Consider the following 15,660-nt stretch of genomic DNA (forward strand, 5'->3'; position numbering starts at 1 on the left):
CGCTTATGCGCCGGAAGTGGTCGCGAGCAACCTGTCGGCCCCGCTCTCATCTTCGATATTGCCGTCCTCAAGCAGACCATGTCGCTTGAGGAGTGTGCGCATCACGTTGCGCGTGACACCCAGCGCCTGTGCGCTGCGTACCTGGTTGCTGTTGTTACGGCGGAACGCCAGATGCACGAGCGCGGATTCGATCTGCTCGAATGCCTGCTCGGGTTGCGAGGCCAGATAGCGCGTCAGCGCACGCTCAAGACCCTGCTGCGGCGTCAGGTTGCTCTCTGCGCTGGCGCCCGGCGCGGCAACGCCGGCGAAGCGCAGATCATCTGGTCGAACCACATTGCCCCGGCTGACCAGCAATGCAAAATGGATGACATTCTCCAGCTCGCGGATGTTGCCAGGCCAGGTGTAGTGACGCAGCGCGTCGACGGTCTCCAGCGCCAGCTTCGGTTCCGCCACACCGATACGCTGCGCATACAAGCCAGCGAAATAGCAGGCGAGCGGCTCGATGTCGCCCTGGCGCTCACGCAGCGGCGGCAGTACCAGCGCGGCAACGTTGACGCGGTAGAACAGGTCGACGCGGAAGTGGCCAGACGCTACTGCACGTGCCAGATCCACATTGGTCGCCGCAACCAGGCGCACGTCGAGGGCGACAGGCTTGCGCGAGCCCAGCCGCACCACCTCGCGCTCCTGCAGCACGCGCAGCAGCTTCACCTGCATGGCGAGCGGCAGGTCGCCGATTTCGTCGAGGAACAAGGTGCCGCCATTGGCGGCTTCAAACCAGCCTGCACGCGCACCTTGCGCGCCAGTGAAGGCGCCAGCCTCGTGACCAAACAGCTCGGCCTCGATCAGGGTCTCCGAGAAAGCACCGCAATTGACCGCAACGAAAGGGCCGGTGCGACCACTCTGCTCATGCAGGTGACGCGCAACGAGTTCCTTGCCCGTGCCGGACTCGCCCTGGATAAGGACGCTGACGTCGCTGGGTCCGAGCAGATCGATCTGTTCCAGCAGCTCCATCGAGCGCGGATCGGAGAACACCAGCGCCTTGGCGCGAATCGACAGCGCATGCGGAGACGGATCGGGGAACGACAGAAGTTTTCCGGGGCGGTAGTTGCTTGGCATGAGATTCCTCTGACTTCTTCCGGCCAGCAGCGCCGGGGTAACAGCGCTACTGGCTGGCGATTCGCAAGGTTCCCCACCAGTGATTACCCGTGAGGAATACGTCACCCACTCTACGCACAGCCCGGCGACACGAGAAATAACAAGTTTTGCGTTAGATATTCATTTGATGGTGATGTCTTCCCGTCCTTTCCAGCCCCTGCGGCATTCCGCAAATGCGCATAAGCAGTTGAAGAATTCGTCGTTTGCGTTTGCAGCGACCGGTCTTAGTCTCGTGCCCTCAATTCGCCCCGGCGGACATCACGGAACTTGCACATGGAATATCGCGCATTCGGCACGACCGATCTGAAGATCAGCACCCTCACGCTGGGCACCATGACCTGGGGGGAGCAAAACAGCGAGCAGGACGCTCATCGCCAGCTCGACATCGCGATCGACTACGGCATCAACCTGATCGATACGGCCGAGGCCTACCCTGTGCCGCCGCGCCCCGAGACCCAGGGCCGCACCGAGGAGTTCATCGGCAGCTGGCTGGCGAAACCCGGCAACGCGGGCAAGCGCGACCGCTTCCTGGTCGCCACCAAGGCCGCAGGCCCGGCACGCCAGAAGCACAACCCGACACACATTCGCGGCGGCAAGACGCGCCACGACAAGGAAAACCTCACGCAAGCGCTGGACAACAGCCTGCGCCGCCTGCGCAGCGACTACGTCGACCTCTACCAGCTGCACTGGCCGGACCGCACGACCAATACCTTCGGCCAGCTCAGCTATCAGCATGTCGCCGACGAAGAGAGCGTGGCCATCGAGGAAACCCTGTCCGTACTCGCAGGCTTCGTGAAGGCCGGCAAGGTGCGGCACATCGGCGTATCGAACGAGACGCCCTGGGGCGTTGCCCAATTCCTCAAGCACGCCGAGTTCTCCGGCCTGCCGCGCATCGCCAGCATCCAGAACCCCTACAGCCTGCTCAACCGCAGTTATGAAACCGGCCTCGCCGAGTTCGGCCACCGCGAGCAACTGAGCCTGCTCGCCTATTCGCCGCTGGCCTTTGGCGTGCTGACAGGCAAATACCTGAACGGCGCACGCCCGGCGGGCGCACGCCTCACGCTGTTTGAGCGCTTCGTTCGCTACACCGGGGCCCTGGCCCAACTGGCCACGGCGGACTACGCGGCGCTTGCGCGCCAGCATGGCCTGACACCAGCACAGCTGGCGATTGCCTTCTCCGTCGGCAGGCCATTCGTCACCAGCGCCATCATCGGCGCCACCACGGCCGAGCAACTGCGCGACAACATCGAGAGCGCCTCCATCAAGCTGGATGCGAACGTCATCTCCGCCATCGATGCCATCCACACGCGCTACCCGAACCCGATCCAGTAACAGCAACATCACTCGCACCAGAGCCCCGGAGTCAGCATGAGCCAAGCCATAGCCAACACCCTCGAACCCTCGCGCGTCGGCGCTGCACACGCCTCAGGCACGCTGAGCATCCGCCAGGTGCGCAAGCAGTACGAGGTAAAGGGAGAAGTCCTGCCCGTGCTCGATGGCATCAATATCGACATCAAGCCGGGTGAGTTCGTCAGCATCGTCGGCAGCAGCGGCTGCGGCAAGTCCACCTTGCTGCGGCTCATCATCGGCCTCGAAGATGACTACCAGGGCGACATCCTGCTGGATGGCACACGTGTTCACGGCACCAGCCTGAAACGCGGCATCGTCTTCCAGGAGCATCGCCTGCTACCCTGGCTCACGGTCGAACAGAACATCGGCATCGCGCTCGAGAACTCGCCGCTGTCCGAGCCCGAGCGGCGCAAGGCGGTGCAGAAGCACGTGGAACTGGTCGGCCTGCAAGGATTCGAGACGGCCTACCCACACCAGCTCTCCGGTGGCATGTCGCAACGCGTCGCCATCGCGCGTGGTCTCGTCAATCGCCCCGAGATCTTGCTGCTCGACGAGCCTTTCGGTGCACTCGATGCGCTGACGCGCGCCAAGCTGCAGGACGAGCTGCAACGCATCTGGCAGGCAGAGGGCATCACCATGATCCTCGTCACGCACGATGTCGAAGAAGCAGTCTTCCTCGGCGACAAGGTCATCGTGATGGAGCCTCGCCCCGGCCGCATCAAGCGCATCGTGCCGGTAGATGTGCCACACCCGCGCAAGCGCACGGATGCCGATCTCAATCGTATCCGCGTCGATGTGCTGCGTGAGTTCAACCAGCTGCCGCCTGACGAACTGGTCGAGGAGATCCCGCATCGCGCGCAGGATTTGATCTTTGCGTGGTGAGTTGAAAGCCCATAGATGTTTCGTCATCCCGGCGAAGGCCGGGATCCAGTATTGAACGTCCGATCTGGATCCCGGCCTTCGCCGGGATGACGATCCGAATTGAATCGCCACGAATCTCCAGGGATGCATCCATGCCACCCAGTCTCAATCTCGATACACCCGAGCTCGCCGAGCAGTACGACGTCATCAGCGACAAGCAGTTCGAGCACGGCAAGCTGCTGCTCGCCGACCTTGATGTGTCTGCCGGGCAACGCATTCTCGATGTCGGCTGCGGCACAGGCCGCCTCGGCGAATACGCCGCCAGCGAACTGCTGGGCCCGCATGGCGAAGTCATCGGCATCGAGCCGCTCGCACTGCGCGTGGATATCGCGCGGCGCCGCGCCTCGCCCAACCACCAGGTCAGCGTCGGCCGTGCGGAAGACCTGTCGCAATTCGCCGATGCGAGCTTCGACGTGGTCTATCTCAACAGCGTCTACCACTGGCTGCAGGACAAGAAGCCGGTGCTCGCCGAGGCGTTCCGCGTACTCAAGCGCGGCGGTCGCCTGGGCATCAGCGTCGCATCGAAAGACCGGCCGCATGACATCCAGCGCGTGCTGCAGGACGTGCTCACCGAGCATGCGCTGTACCGCAACGCGACGGGTGCCACACCGCATCGAGTGGGCTTCTCGGAGCTTGGCGCGCAACTGGAAGGAGCAGGTTTCCTCATCGACCAGATCATCCTGCGCAGCTTTGCCGATGTGTTCCCCAATCCGGAGGCGGTGATCGATTTCAATGCCGCGAGCTCCTTTGGCAACTACCTGACGGACTACACGCCGCACGTGCGCGAACAGGTGCTGGCAAGCCTGCGTGAGCGCTTCACCGCGCTGCAGACCGCCGAGGGCATCGTGGCCTACCGCCACCTGCTTTTCGCGGTCGGCCACAAGCCGGTCTGATCAATCTGATTCACACACCCCATACCTCGCTTCACACAACAAGGAAGAAACATGACAAAGCTGTATGTCGCACAAGGTGCATGCTCGTTTGGCGCTCACGTTGCCGCCCGCGAACTGGGTTTGCCAATCGAATTCATCAAGGTGCCGCTGCGCACGCCGGAGTCGCCCATCCACAAGGTGAACCCGCTGGGTCGCGTACCTACCCTGGTGTCCGACAGCGGCGAAGTCATCACCGAGAACGGCGCGATCCTGCCCTTCCTCGCCGACCTCAAGCCCGAAGCCGGCCTCGCGGCACCTGCCGGCTCCGTCGAGCGCGCACAGATCCAGGAATGGATCGGCTTTCTCAACTCCGACATCCACGGCGCCTACAAGCCCGTCAATCGCCCCAACCTGTTCCATGCCGATGAAGAAGTGCAGAAGAGCATTCGCGAAGGCGGCATCGCGCGCCTGCGCGACCTGATCCGCATCGTGCAGCGCAAGCTCGAAGGCAAGACCTGGGCGGTCGGCGAACGCTTCACCGTGGCCGATGCCTACCTCGGCGTCTTCCTGCGCTGGCTGCCGCGCGCCGGCATCGAGATCGGCAGCGAATTTCCCGGCCTCGCCGCCTACCTCGAGCGCTACAACGCCCGCGAATCGGTGAAGGCTGCAGCAGCCTTCGAAGCGGCCTGAGGCACATCATGGGCAATCAGGCAGACCTTTCCGCGCTGGCACCACGCGCCGCACTCGACGACGCTGCGCTCGACCAGCTCTTCCGTACGGCGCGCACCTACAACGTGTTTCGTGACGACGCCATCAGCGACGAGACCATCCATCAACTCTACGAGCTGCTCAAGTGGGGCCCCACGGCCTTCAATGCACAGCCGGCGCGCTACGTGTTCGTGCGCTCGCCCGAGGCCAAGGCCAAGCTCGGCCCGGCCCTGTCCGCAGGCAATCGCGACAAGACACTGGCCGCGCCGCTGACGGTCATCGTCGCGGTGGACACGCACTTTCACGAGCACCTGCCGACGCAGTTCCCGTCCTACGATGCGCGCCCGCTGTTCGAGAACACGCCGGCACTCATCGAACCGACGATCCAGCGTAACGGCTCGCTGCAAGGCGCCTACCTGATCCTCGCCGCGCGTGCGCTGGGGCTGGATGCTGGCCCCATGTCGGGCTTCAACGCAGACCTGCTCAACCAGGCCTTCTTCCCCGATGGCCGCTGGAAAGCAAACTTCCTCGTGAATCTCGGCTACGGCACCAACGAGAAGCTGTTCCCACGCAATCCGCGTCTTGGATTCGATGAGGTAGCGCGGATCGAGTAAGGCTGCAGGCTGGGCAGCAAGGAACATCCTTGCTCTCCGCCCTCCCCTCTCCAGCGGCCGCAGGAGAGGGCTTGCAGGAATCCAGCCATGTAATGACAAGAGCCTGAACACGAAGCCTCGCGTACCGCCGTGCGCAACGCTCCATTGCCTTGTTTTTTTATTTGTTACAAATTTGATAATTCACAAGGAATTACCCCGTTTCGCGCGCTAATATCCGCGCGCGCCGAGCTCGCCCTCGTGCGTTTGACATAACACTTAAGGGGATTCCATGTATTACGCCTCGGCACTGGCTAGCCTTCGTCGCGCTAGTCGTCTTGCTTTCGTCCTGATTTCAGGCCTCGCCCTCACCGCTTGCGGCGGTGGAGGTGGCGGCGGTGGCAGCTCCAGCACACCCGCATCGAGCTCCAGCTCCTCTTCTTCAAGCTCCAGCGTCGGCTGGAATGTCTTCGACGGTTCGCTGCATCCATCCACAGCCGGTTCGATCACGCTCTCTACCGGCGCATCGGCAAAGTTCACGATGATGACGGGCACGTTCACCGTCTCGAGCTCCAGCAGTTCGTCCAGCAGCTCATCGTCGAGCTCGAGCAGCTCGTCCAGCTCTTCATCGAGTTCCAGCAGCACGACCTTCAGCTACCAGGACTATTTCACCGTCAAGGGCGATGGCACCGTCGAGCTGAACTCGTCTGCCGTACTCGATAACCGCAGCGTCGCGCAGTATGTCAATGTGATTCGCAACGACAACGTCTACCCCAAGACCTTCACCGTGCTTGCACGCGTGTTGCCGGTTGCCGGCGTGACGTATAACGCCGCATCGGGCATCCGTCTGCTGGATATCGCCGTCGCGATGTCCGACACCGGTGTCGTGGGCTCGCTCATGGAGGCCACCATCGTCGCCGACACGAAGACCGTGGGCTTGCGTATCAACAATACGGACACGATTGCCGATACTGACTCGATGACCACGCTGGACCTGAGCGTGCCGCACATCTACCAGATCGCCATCACCATGACGTCCAAGAACGCAGGCAACATCAAGGCCTACATCGACGGCGCCACCACACCCGCCATCGACGTCACGACGTCCAACCTGTTCCTCGTGAGCACGGCAGGTGACAACTATCTGCGTATCGGTGATCCACGCTCCAGCATCTATCGCAGCTACACGGACTGGCTGCTGTGGACCACGACGGGCGCATACACGCCGGCAGACCTGAAGGGCAAGCTGCCTTCCGGTATCGGCGTGACCACCGGCTACTGATCGCAGATTCATCACGCGACATCGTCAAACAAAGGCTCCGCAAGGAGCCTTTGTTGTTTGTACGTCGCGAGCTGCTGGACCCTCGGGGCATACGGCACAATGCGGGTTGCCTGTTGCCTTCGACCACACACCATGCCCGGCGAATACATCTTCACGACGGACCAGAGCCGTTTCGACCTCACGGCCATCCACGCCTTCCTGAGCCAGACCTACTGGGCGCCAGGTGTTCCTTTCGAGACCATCGAACGCGCCACCCGGAACTCACTCTCCTTCGGCATCCTGCACGGTGATGAACAAGTCGGCTTCGCGCGCGTGGTGACCGACAAGGCCACCTTCGCCTACCTCGCCGATGTGTATGTGCTCGAAGCACATCGTGGCCATGGTCTGTCGAAGCGCTTAATGGAATTCATCCTCGCCCACGAAGACCTGCAGGGCCTGCGCCGCTTCCTGCTGTTCACCAAGGATGCGCATGGCCTTTACGCGCAATACGGCTTCAAGGAAGTACCGGATCCATCGCGCGTCATGGAGCGTTTCAACCCCACGCCACACAAAACCGCGTAAGCCGCACCTCCTCACTCATCTCTGCTTGCTCCTCACTTGCCGTCAAACGAATTTCTCCTTCTCGCCGTCGGCGCCATGTGCGCCGGCTTTGTCCAGGGCATCGCCGGTTTCGCCTTCGGCATGGTTGCCATGTCGTTCTGGGTCTGGGGTGTCGAACCGCACGTCGCAGCCGTCATGACCGTGTTCGGCAGCCTCGTCGGCCAGTTGCTCGCAGTCACGCGCGAGAAACGCGCGCTCGACCTGCCGGTGATGCTGCCTTTCCTCATCGGCGGGGTCATCGGCATACCCGTCGGCGTCACGATCCTGCCGCATCTGAACCCCACGCACTTCAAGCTGGCGCTGGGCACGATACTGCTGGTCTTCTGCCCCGCCATGCTGCTCGCCCCGCGCCTGCCCGCCATCCGTGGCACAGGGCGCTTCAGCGACGGCATCGTCGGCGCAGTGGGCGGCGCAATGGGCGGCATCGGCGGCTTCAGCGGCGTAGCGCCCGCCCTGTGGTGCACGCTGCGCGGCTACGACAAGGATGCCCACCGCGCGATACAGCAAAACTTCAACCTGACCGCGCTGAGCATCACGATGGTCGCCATGCTCGTCTCCGGCGTCGTCACGCGGGACATGCTGCCCAAGTTCGCCATCGTTGCGCCGGCACTCCTGCTGCCGGCGATCCTGGGCGCAAAGGTCTACACAGGGCTCAGCCCCCTCGCTTTCCGCCGCGTGGTGCTGGGGCTGCTTTGCCTGTCCGGCATCGCGATGATTACAGCCTCCTTGCCTTCATTCGCTCGCCTCTGACAGACAGGGGGCTTCCACCTGTCCGCCAGCCAGCCAGCCAGCCGGAACGTCAATCTGCCCCAAGGTGCAACCGAGCCTGCACCTTGGGACGATGCGGCAAGCCGATGTGACGAGCACCCTTGACCCGTTCCGCGAGAGCGTGCTCTCGTTCCACAAGTAACACGGTCAAAGGATCCGACATGAAGCGCAAAGAGTTCATCACGTTTGCAAGTGCAGTGGTCCGTGGCACGCCACTACCAAGCCTGGCGAAGATTTCCCGGCAACACCTGCGGATGTCCGTAAAACGATTACTCGTCTCTGCCTCCCTGTCCGCGCTTGCATTGCCTGCCTTTGCGCAGATACCGGACAAGCTGGCCGAAGACGCGTACATCTACGGGTACTCGATGGATGAGGCTTACAAGTTCTTCTATGAAACGGCGGTCAAGACAGACACGCCGCTCAATCGCTTCCAGAACATCCGTCATCTGGCAGATGACACCTACACCGATCACCCCACCATCAATAACGACACCCTGCACTTGATGGGGTGGCTCGATGTTGCCGCTGAACCAGTTATCGTCAGTGTGCCGACCATGGAAAAGGGCCGTTACTGGATCCTGCACACCATGGACATGGGGCACTACACCGTCACCATGATCGGCTCGCGCACCCGTGGAACCAAAGGTGGTCACTTCATGTTTGCGTCCCAGGAATGGAAAGGTGACGTACCGGGCAGCGTCGACCAGGTCATTCGTGTCGACTCCAATCTCGTGAAGCTGATGGGCCGCATCATGGCCACCGGGCCTGCCGACGAGAAAAAAGCCCTGAACTACATGGACGACTGGAATGTCAGGACACTCTCGGCCTACCTCGGGCTGCCTGGCCCCAAACCCAAGCAGCGCACTTATCCGGATCCCGCAAAAACCAATTGGCTGCAGCGGGTGAACTTCGTGCTCTGTGACGGTTCAATGGCCCAGGCCGACAAGAAATGGCTCGATCAGTACACGTCCATGGGTCTGGCCGCCTGCAAGACTGACTTCACCAGCGAACAACTGGCGGCAGCCAAGAAAGCCGAGGAGTCAGGCCTGAAGCGCCTCAAGGAATTGGCGCCCACCCTGACCGATGCAGGCAAGCTGCTGGGAACGCGCAAGCAGTTGGGCGATGGCTCGCGTGAGCTGTTTGCAGAGGGGACGTATCTTGGCCAGTGGGGACTGCCTCCCGATGAAAGCGTCTACCTTCAAGCCGTGAAGGGCAGTGATGGCGAGCCCATCAATGGCTCGAACGGCAAGAAGTACCGCCTGCACTTCAAGGCGCCGGATGTCAGCGAGTTCTGGTCTTTCACCGTCTACGGTACGGACAACCACTTCATGGCACACAACGACATCAATCGCCACAGCCGTGGAGACCGCACCCTGAAGCCGGATGCCAAGGGTTATTACACGATCGAACTCGGCGCCAAGGGCAACGCCTCCAATCAGAACTTCCTGCCGATTCCGGAGAAGGATGCCTACGTCGTCCTTCGCATGTACGGGCCCAGCAAGGCGGTGCAGGCCGGCGGTTACAAGTTCCCCGCTGTCGAGGTCGTGAAGCCTTGACGACTCGTCTCACTCAAGTGCTCCGCCTGCAGCAGTGAGCTATTGAAACTCATCCGGCAGTTATCGCATCAACATATAAGGTTTCATCATGCACATTTTGAGAAACATCCTGCTGAGCCTCGGCCTGGGCATCTCCGCCCTGGCCGCGGCCCAGGCGGCGGACAAACCCAATATCGTGGTCATCATGGTCGATGACATGGCGCCGATGGACATATCGGCCTATCACCGCGGAGTGGGCGCCGTCGCTACACCGAACATCGACCGCCTCGCCAAGGAGGGTCTGATGATCTCGGACTACTACGCCGAGCCAAGCTGCACCGCTGGCCGCGCGGCCTTCATCACCGGGCAGTATCCGGTGCGTACCGGGCTGACAGCCGTAGGGCAACCCGGTGCAAAGGTCGGCATACAGGACAGCGACGTCACCCTGGCCCAGTTACTGAAGGCCGAGGGCTACGCGACGGGCATGTTCGGCAAATCGCACATCGGCGACCGCAACGAGTACCTCCCGACCGTGCACGGCTTCGACGAGTTCTACGGCTTCCTCTATCACCTGAACATCATGGAGATAGCGGAGATGACCAACTTCCCCAAGGATCCGAAGTTTCCCGGCATTCCCCGCAACGTGATCCACGCGGTGGCTACCAATACCAACGACACGACGGAAGAGCCGCGCTGGGGCCGCGTGGGTAAACAGAAGATTACCGACGAAGGCCCGCTCACCATCGAGCGCATGAAGACCATCGACGACACCTTCACCGACATGTCGATCGACTGGGTCAAGAAGCAGAAGGTCGCCAACAAACCCTTCTTCCTGTGGTTCAACCCTTCACGCATGCACCAGAAGATTCACGTCAGCAACCAGTGGCTGGGCAAGAGCGGCCACACCGAATATGCCGATGCCCTGCTTCAGCTGGACTCGCTGGTGGGCAAGCTGCTCAACACGCTCGATCAGGAAGGCCTGAGCAAGAACACCATCGTGCTGTTCACCTCCGACAACGGCGTTAACCTGGCGCACTGGCCTGACGGCGGCGCCGCGTCCTTCCGCGGCGAGAAGGGGCTCACCTGGGATGGCGGCTTCCGTGTGCCGATGCTCGTTCGCTGGCCGGACCACATCAAGGCTGACACCTGGACCGGTGAGTTCATGGCCTCCGAAGACTGGGTGCCGACCTTGATGGCCGCGGTGGGCAAGCCGGATGTGAAATCGCAGTTGCTGACGGGCCTCAATGTCGGCGGCAAGACCTTCAAGAATCACCTCGACGGCTACAACCAGCTCGACATGCTGACAAAGGCCGATGGCAAGTCGAAGCGGCATGAGTTCTTCTACTTCGCAGAGACCAACATGAACGCGGTTCGTGTCGACCAGTGGAAGATTCACACGGCCACCAAGGACAAGTGGATGGAGGCCGCCAAGCCGATACCTGGCGGCCTCGTCATCGACATCAAGCTCGATCCGTACGAGCGCTCTCCCGAAACGGGCGACCACTTCCGCTGGCAACAGCAGCGCAGCTGGATCATCCCGATCCTCGCGCCGTACATCGAAGCCTTCGAGAAGAGCATGAAGGACTACCCGCCTTCCCAGAAGGGTGCTGGCGGTATCGGCATGGCCTCGATGGAGAACTAATCTCATGAAACGCAGAACATTCATCACCGCCGCAAGTGCAGTGGCTTATGGAACACCCCTGCTGGGTTTACTCGGTTCCAGCCCAGCGCTGGCACAGGCCGGCGGCGAGCCGCTGGGCGGGCATCCGCCTGCCGGGGCGAATTCGTCCATCAAGGACTTCGACTACCAGATCAAGTACCAGCGCGCGTTCGAGGCCGTGCTCTGGAACATGCCTGCCATTGCCATCTACTCGTTCCGTCGCGCAGCCTTCGACGATCTGGGGATGACGGACAACGACATCATCACCTACTCGCACACCGCCACGCCAAAGCTCGAGGCCATCACCGCGAACAGCTCGACGCCCTACATCGGCGCGTACACCGACCTGCGCAAGGGACCGGTCGTTCTGGAGGTGCCTGCGTCGAGCGCCGAAGGCAGCCTGTATGGCCAGGTCGTCGATGCCTGGCAGCTCACGATTGCCGATGTCGGGCCGGCCGGCCTCGACAAGGGCAAGGGCGGCAAGTACCTGTTCACGCCACCGGGCTTCAAAGGCAAGGTGCCGGGCGGATATATCCACGTAGCTTCGCCGAACTTCCGCATCGCGCTCGCTTTCCGCTCCGTGCGCGCCCCCGGAAGGTCCATCGAAGAAGCCTTCCACTATGCGCAGAAGCTGCGCATGTATTACCTCTCCGACGCGAAGAGCTCTCCGAAGCAGAAATTCGTCGACCCTTCCGAGCAGCGCTACCCGACCCTGCCCTTCTACGACGAGCGCCACTTCCAGGACATGCACGCCATCATGAGCGTGGAGCCTGTCCGCGAGCACGACAAGGTCATGATGGGCATGCTGAAGTCCATCGGCATCGAGAAAGGCAAACCGTTTGCGCCGGACGACACCGCCAAGCGCGCCATGCGCCAGGCCGTCATCGACGCCTGGTACTACATGCACTGGTGGTTCGATACCGAGATGGTCAAGCGCACCTACTGGCCCGACCGGCACTACGTCTCGCTGCTGCAGACCGACACGAACCGCACCTTCACGTTCACCTACGACAACTACATCGACCTCACCGAACGCGCTGCCGAGTACTTCTGGTGCACCTACATGCCGAAGATGCTCAGCGACACGCCAGCGACGCAGTACATGATGGCCCTGGCGGACAAGAACGGAAAACTGCTCGAAGCAGGCAAGACCTACAAGCTCGACGTACCGGCGAACATGCCCGTCAAGCAGTTCTGGGCACTTACGGTGTATGACCGCATGACCATGGGCTTCATCTACAGCGAGAGCAACCGCACCACGCTCTCGTCCTACGACGTCGACAAGATGAAGAAGAACGCGGACGGCGGCGTGACGCTCTACGTCGGCCCCAAGGCGCCCGCGGGCCTGGAGAACAACTGGATACCGACATCCGGCAAACGACCGATGCCTGCCATGCGCTTCTACGGCCCGACGGAAGCCATGAACAACAAGAGCTTCAAGTTGCCGGACTTTGAACTGGTCGGTTGACGGCCTGCTGCAGGAAGTCATGCGGGCAGACTTCGCTTCTCGCATGATGCCGGGGCCTGTGTAATCGCTCGCCCTGCGGGCACTATCGCTACCCGGCATGGACCCGGACATGTTGTCCGGAAAATGTTTCATTCCGCCGCGTCGTGCCGGGCTTGCTGTGCAAGCCCGGCATCGCCATGCTCACCAACGCCTTGCACTCACGCACTCCTGCCCCTGCCAGATCGCGCCGATGCGGCTTACGAAGAAATACTTTCCCCCAGCTGCATCCATTCAGCTCTCTCGCGGGTAGAGCCTGCAGCAGTGCATTTGCTGCGCCCCCTCTACAACTCCGGGAGAATCACATGTCGTCAATTCGCGCCCCTCGTTTTTCACGTGCTCTAACCCTTTCGCCCGCCGTCGTGCTGCTGGCAGCCTGCAGCTCCATGTCGGGCCCCGCACCAACCGCATCAAAGTTCTCGCAAACCGATCTGCCCGCTCCAATCCAGGTTCCCGCCGGCAACCGCGTGGCCATGGAAACAGTCGGCACGGGTGACATCACCTATGAATGTCGCGACAAGGCCAATGCACCGGGCCAGACCGAATGGGTTTTCGTCGGCCCCGACGCCAGGCTCCTCGACCGCAGCGGCAAGCAGGTCGGCAAGTACTATGGCCCGCCAGCCACCTGGGAAGCAGCGGATGGCTCAAAGATCACCGGCACCCAACTCGCCGTCGCACCCGCCAGCCCGACCAGCCTGCCGTACCAGCTGGTGAAGGCCAACCCGGCTGTCGGCAGCGGCGCCATGAGCGGCGTGACCTACATCCAGCGGGTCGCGCTACAAGGCGGCATCGCTCCCGCCAGCCCCTGCACGGCAGAAACGAAGGGCAAGAAGCAGATCGTCAAGTACCAGGCTGACTACATCTTCTGGACCGCATCCTGAGCGTTCCAGCAAGCGACAGCATCGCGTCGCGCGGAAGGCTGGGTTACGATCCGGCTTTCCGCGCCCGGCCCGCCAGCATCTTGCACACAGATTCCTTCGATCATGATGCGGCCCTGCAGGCCTGTGCGCGCGGCGACCGCCAGGCCCTGCAGCGCATCTACGAACACGAGCGTCGCTACCTGTTCGGTGTGGCACTGCGCATCGTACGCCAGCACCAGCGGGCGGAAGATGTGTTGCATGACGCCTTCATCAGCATCTGGCAACGCGCGGCGAGCTTCGATCCAGCGCGTGGCGAAGGCCGCGGCTGGATCTTCAGCATCGTGCGGCATGCCGCCCTGAATCTCGTGCGCAACCATCTGCGCGAGGTCAGTGTGGATGAAGATGCGGCGCTCTCCATTTACGACCAGGCAGTCATGGCGAATCACGCAACGACCGATGATCCTTTCGAGCGCCGCGTGGAGCTGGGGCGCCTCGGCGATTGTCTTGGCGGCCTCGAGCCGGGCCGCCGCGCCTGCATCGTCATGGCCTACGTCGACGGCTGCTCGCACGGAGAGATTGCCGAACAGACCGGCAGGCCTCTCGGCACGGTGAAGGCCTGGATACAGCGCGGCATGCGCGCTTTGCGGGAGTGCATGGGATGAGCGACGCAACCGACAAGCCGGGCAACGAAGACATCGACACGCTCGCCAGCGAATACGTACTGGGCACGCTCTCCGCCGCTGCACGCCGCGACGTCGAAACCCGTATGGCATCAGAACCGGCATTGCGAGCCGCCGTCGATGCATGGGAAACCCGCCTGCAGCCCCTCACGTCATTGGCCGCACCTGCCGACCCCTCGCCCGCACTGTGGCCGCGCATCGAACGCAGCCTTGGCTTCACACAGGCAAGCCGGCCCGCATCGTCCACCTCTTCGCTTGGAAACTGGTGGAACAACCTGCACCTCTGGCGCGGCCTCGCCCTCACCGGCTTCGCCGCCGCGCTGGCGCTCGCCGTCGCCCTGCACACCCAGCTCGGCACGCCAGCCGGGCCGCAATACCTCATCGTGCTGGTCGCGCCGCAAGACAAGGCGCCGGGCTGGGTCGTACAGGCCAACGCAACACAGGAGCTCAGCCTGATCCCGCTGGGCACGGCCGTCGTGCCTGCATCGAAATCTCTGCAGTTCTGGACCAAGGCCGACGGCTGGTCCGGCCCCGTCTCACTCGGTCTCGTCAAGCCTGGCGAGACGCGCCGGATCACCCTCGACAAGTTGCCGCCGCTGCAACCGAACCAGCTGTTCGAGCTGACGCTTGAACCGGAAAACGGATCGCCGATCGGTCGTCCGACGGGACCGATCCAGTTCATCGGGCGTGCGGTGAAGGTGCGCGGGTGAAGAGGTCACTTGATCTCAAGTGCAAGGGCTCTAGATAGTCCTGCTGTGCCTGTCGGGCGTCGCGATGACATCGCACCCCTGCATTCCCTGGTCCATCGCTGAGTCCTCGGCCCTGAGGGCTGGAGCAGCATTTCTCCGCCCCGGCTCCCACACTCCGGCCTGAGCTGATCGGCGACCGCACCGGAGCAGCGCACCTTCCGTACGCGCCCATCTGCCCCAAGGTGCAAGCTGCCCTGCACCTTGGGACGATGCGGCAAGCTGCTATAGAGACCACCCTTGTCGCGCGACTTGAGCGCTCTCCGGTCGCATGCCTAGATGCCTTGCTGCGCACGATCACAGGATTCGACATGAACCCCGCTCTCAAAGCCTCCGCAACTGCCATTGCACTTGAAGGATGTGGAAAAGCTTTTTTGCGCAAGCAAGTGATTACTGAAATGGCATGTTGCCATGTGGGCTGAAGCAGGA

Annotated in this window: 15 protein-coding genes; 14 read left to right on the plus strand and 1 reads right to left on the minus strand. The window is 62.3% G+C overall.

Annotated features, from left to right (window positions below; translation table 11 throughout):
• Positions 1 to 3 precede the first annotated feature (3 nt).
• Positions 4 to 1,116, minus strand: a complete 1,113-nt coding sequence (locus tag VVD49_RS17240; protein WP_327600448.1) for a sigma-54 interaction domain-containing protein — start codon at positions 1,114 to 1,116, stop codon at positions 4 to 6.
• Positions 1,117 to 1,428: 312 nt separating this feature from the next.
• On the opposite strand from VVD49_RS17240, the gene VVD49_RS17245 reads away from it, so the two are divergent.
• From VVD49_RS17245 to VVD49_RS17310, 14 genes are all read left to right on the plus strand, one after another.
• A complete protein-coding gene (locus VVD49_RS17245) occupies positions 1,429 to 2,487 on the plus strand; it encodes an NADP(H)-dependent aldo-keto reductase (protein WP_327600449.1) in 1,059 nt (352 codons plus the stop codon).
• A gap of 36 nt (positions 2,488 to 2,523) precedes the next feature.
• Positions 2,524 to 3,387, plus strand: coding sequence for an ABC transporter ATP-binding protein (locus VVD49_RS17250; protein WP_327600450.1), 864 nt, complete (start codon positions 2,524 to 2,526; stop codon positions 3,385 to 3,387).
• A 131-nt stretch (positions 3,388 to 3,518) separates the two neighbouring features.
• Positions 3,519 to 4,319, plus strand: coding sequence for a class I SAM-dependent methyltransferase (locus VVD49_RS17255; RefSeq protein WP_327600451.1), 801 nt, complete (start codon positions 3,519 to 3,521; stop codon positions 4,317 to 4,319).
• Positions 4,320 to 4,370: 51 nt separating this feature from the next.
• Positions 4,371 to 4,988 carry a glutathione S-transferase family protein gene (locus tag VVD49_RS17260; RefSeq protein WP_327600452.1) on the plus strand — a complete coding sequence of 206 codons (618 nt, stop codon included), beginning with the start codon at positions 4,371 to 4,373 and terminating at the stop codon, positions 4,986 to 4,988.
• An 8-nt stretch (positions 4,989 to 4,996) separates the two neighbouring features.
• Positions 4,997 to 5,620: a malonic semialdehyde reductase gene (locus tag VVD49_RS17265; RefSeq protein WP_327600453.1), complete on the plus strand. Its 624-nt coding sequence runs from the start codon at positions 4,997 to 4,999 to the stop codon at positions 5,618 to 5,620.
• A 268-nt stretch (positions 5,621 to 5,888) separates the two neighbouring features.
• A complete protein-coding gene (locus VVD49_RS17270; protein ID WP_327600454.1) occupies positions 5,889 to 6,878 on the plus strand; it encodes a hypothetical protein in 990 nt (329 codons plus the stop codon).
• 132 nt (positions 6,879 to 7,010) lie between these two features.
• Positions 7,011 to 7,439, plus strand: coding sequence for a GNAT family N-acetyltransferase (locus VVD49_RS17275; protein ID WP_327600455.1), 429 nt, complete (start codon positions 7,011 to 7,013; stop codon positions 7,437 to 7,439).
• A gap of 36 nt (positions 7,440 to 7,475) precedes the next feature.
• Entirely contained in the window at positions 7,476 to 8,228 is a 753-nt protein-coding gene (locus VVD49_RS17280) for a sulfite exporter TauE/SafE family protein (protein WP_327600456.1), read from the plus strand.
• A 179-nt stretch (positions 8,229 to 8,407) separates the two neighbouring features.
• Positions 8,408 to 9,802, plus strand: a complete 1,395-nt coding sequence (locus VVD49_RS17285; RefSeq protein ID WP_327600457.1) for a DUF1254 domain-containing protein — start codon at positions 8,408 to 8,410, stop codon at positions 9,800 to 9,802.
• 88 nt (positions 9,803 to 9,890) lie between these two features.
• Positions 9,891 to 11,423, plus strand: coding sequence for an arylsulfatase (locus VVD49_RS17290; protein ID WP_327600458.1), 1,533 nt, complete (start codon positions 9,891 to 9,893; stop codon positions 11,421 to 11,423).
• A gap of 4 nt (positions 11,424 to 11,427) precedes the next feature.
• Positions 11,428 to 12,909 carry a DUF1254 domain-containing protein gene (locus VVD49_RS17295; RefSeq protein WP_327600459.1) on the plus strand — a complete coding sequence of 494 codons (1,482 nt, stop codon included), beginning with the start codon at positions 11,428 to 11,430 and terminating at the stop codon, positions 12,907 to 12,909.
• 341 nt (positions 12,910 to 13,250) lie between these two features.
• Positions 13,251 to 13,826, plus strand: a complete 576-nt coding sequence (locus VVD49_RS17300; RefSeq protein ID WP_327600460.1) for a DUF3455 domain-containing protein — start codon at positions 13,251 to 13,253, stop codon at positions 13,824 to 13,826.
• 80 nt (positions 13,827 to 13,906) lie between these two features.
• Positions 13,907 to 14,467 (plus strand): sigma-70 family RNA polymerase sigma factor, encoded by a 561-nt coding sequence (locus VVD49_RS17305; protein ID WP_327600461.1) that lies wholly within the window; start codon positions 13,907 to 13,909, stop codon positions 14,465 to 14,467.
• Positions 14,464 to 15,195: an anti-sigma factor gene (locus VVD49_RS17310; protein WP_327600462.1), complete on the plus strand. Its 732-nt coding sequence runs from the start codon at positions 14,464 to 14,466 to the stop codon at positions 15,193 to 15,195. Before VVD49_RS17305 ends, VVD49_RS17310 begins: the two co-directional genes overlap by 4 nt.
• Positions 15,196 to 15,660 lie beyond the last annotated feature (465 nt).

It is taken from the genome of Uliginosibacterium silvisoli, assembly GCF_036017035.1.
Taxonomy (GTDB): domain Bacteria; phylum Pseudomonadota; class Gammaproteobacteria; order Burkholderiales; family Rhodocyclaceae; genus Viridibacterium; species Viridibacterium silvisoli.

Excerpts from the sequence above, each read along its gene's own strand:
- VVD49_RS17240 (WP_327600448.1), bottom strand. The coding sequence starts at position 1,116 with ATGCCAAGCAACTACCGCCCCGGAAAACTTCTGTCGTTCCCCGATCCG.
- VVD49_RS17245 (WP_327600449.1), top strand. The coding sequence starts at position 1,429 with ATGGAATATCGCGCATTCGGCACGACCGATCTGAAGATCAGCACCCTC.
- VVD49_RS17250 (WP_327600450.1), top strand. The coding sequence starts at position 2,524 with ATGAGCCAAGCCATAGCCAACACCCTCGAACCCTCGCGCGTCGGCGCT.
- VVD49_RS17255 (WP_327600451.1), top strand. The coding sequence starts at position 3,519 with ATGCCACCCAGTCTCAATCTCGATACACCCGAGCTCGCCGAGCAGTAC.
- VVD49_RS17260 (WP_327600452.1), top strand. The coding sequence starts at position 4,371 with ATGACAAAGCTGTATGTCGCACAAGGTGCATGCTCGTTTGGCGCTCAC.
- VVD49_RS17265 (WP_327600453.1), top strand. The coding sequence starts at position 4,997 with ATGGGCAATCAGGCAGACCTTTCCGCGCTGGCACCACGCGCCGCACTC.
- VVD49_RS17270 (WP_327600454.1), top strand. The coding sequence starts at position 5,889 with ATGTATTACGCCTCGGCACTGGCTAGCCTTCGTCGCGCTAGTCGTCTT.
- VVD49_RS17275 (WP_327600455.1), top strand. The coding sequence starts at position 7,011 with ATGCCCGGCGAATACATCTTCACGACGGACCAGAGCCGTTTCGACCTC.
- VVD49_RS17285 (WP_327600457.1), top strand. The coding sequence starts at position 8,408 with ATGAAGCGCAAAGAGTTCATCACGTTTGCAAGTGCAGTGGTCCGTGGC.
- VVD49_RS17290 (WP_327600458.1), top strand. The coding sequence starts at position 9,891 with ATGCACATTTTGAGAAACATCCTGCTGAGCCTCGGCCTGGGCATCTCC.
- VVD49_RS17295 (WP_327600459.1), top strand. The coding sequence starts at position 11,428 with ATGAAACGCAGAACATTCATCACCGCCGCAAGTGCAGTGGCTTATGGA.
- VVD49_RS17300 (WP_327600460.1), top strand. The coding sequence starts at position 13,251 with ATGTCGTCAATTCGCGCCCCTCGTTTTTCACGTGCTCTAACCCTTTCG.
- VVD49_RS17310 (WP_327600462.1), top strand. The coding sequence starts at position 14,464 with ATGAGCGACGCAACCGACAAGCCGGGCAACGAAGACATCGACACGCTC.